This is a genomic window from Micromonospora maritima (genome assembly GCF_902825405.1).
GTDB classification, from domain to species: domain Bacteria; phylum Actinomycetota; class Actinomycetes; order Mycobacteriales; family Micromonosporaceae; genus Micromonospora; species Micromonospora maritima.
In genome coordinates this window covers 1-1,084 of record NZ_CADEAU010000891.1, presented here as the reverse complement: position 1 = coordinate 1,084, position 1,084 = coordinate 1, and the positions used below count along the sequence as shown (strand labels likewise).

1 protein-coding gene and 1 pseudogene are annotated in these 1,084 nt (G+C 75.5%); one reads left to right on the top strand and one right to left on the bottom strand.

Going from position 1 to position 1,084, the window contains the following annotated elements; translation table 11 throughout:
* Positions 1–464 (bottom strand): annotated as a pseudogene (locus HUW36_RS33315) (hypothetical protein); the annotation flags it as partial.
* A 36-nt stretch (positions 465–500) separates the two neighbouring features.
* Between HUW36_RS33315 and mptB the strand changes: the two are divergent.
* The coding region (mptB, locus tag HUW36_RS33310; RefSeq protein WP_174531638.1) for a polyprenol phosphomannose-dependent alpha 1,6 mannosyltransferase MptB at positions 501–1,084 on the top strand (584 nt) is incomplete at its 3' end.

The following is a 1,084-nucleotide window of genomic DNA, read 5'->3' as shown; positions in this document are numbered from 1 at the left end:
GTCCCGGCGGGACCGCCGGACGCCCGGCCCTCCGGGGCGGCGGGCAGGGTGAGCGCCAGCAGCGCGGCCAGCCCGAACGCGACACCGAGGGCGTAGGTGACCCGGCCCGAGACCAGGTTGCCGGCGATGGTGACCACGCCGACCAGGCTGCCCAACAGCGGGCGGGGCACCCGGAGCCGGACCAGCAGGGCCGCGAACGCGGTGGCCGAGGCGAGCAGGGCGAGCGCGCCGGTGGGGCGTACCCCGAGCGCCGCCATCAGCGGCGGCGAGACGAGGCTGTAGCCCCACGGGTGCACCCCGCCGTACCAGCGCAGGTCGACCAGGGCGGAACCGTGCGCGGCGAAGAAGTCGGCGCGGGCGACCTGCGCGGACAGGTCCGACCCGGTGACCGGCAGGGTGAGGTACAGCACGGCCAGGACGAGCGCCGATGCGGCGGACACCGCCACCACCCGACCGCCCCGCATGCCCACCTCCTGATCGCGAACCACCGTACTGGCAGCATGTCGGACGTGCCTCACCACCTCTCGCGTTGGATCGGCCTGGCGGGTTCGGTGCTGCTCGCCGTGGCCGCCTACCTCGGCGGCGCCCTGCCCGACGGCGAGCTGCGTCCCACGCCGGTCAGCATCTGGCAGGGCCCGAACGGGCCGCTGATCATCGGGCTCTGGCTGGTCGGCACCGGGCTGCTGGCGTGGGCCTGGTGGTCGCTGCGGGACAAGGTGCCGTCGTCGCGCTGGGTGCTGGTCACGGTCGCGCTCTGGCTGCTGCCGATGCTCGTCGCCCCGCCGCTGGGCAGCCGGGACGTCTACGCGTACGCCTGCCAGGGCGCCAGCTTCTCGGCCGGCATCAACCCGTACGAGCAGGGCGTGTCCGCGCTGCCCTGCCCCTGGCTGGACACCATCTCCTACATCTGGCGGGACACTCCGGCGCCGTACGGGCCGCTGTTCGTGCTGCTCTCCGGCGCCGTGGTCAAGGCCACCGGGTCGCTGTGGGGCGCGGTCGCGCTGTTCCGGGTGCTCGCCCTGGCCGGGGTGGCGCTGACCGCGTGGGCGCTGCCGGTGCTGGCCCGCCGCTGCGGGGTGCCGCC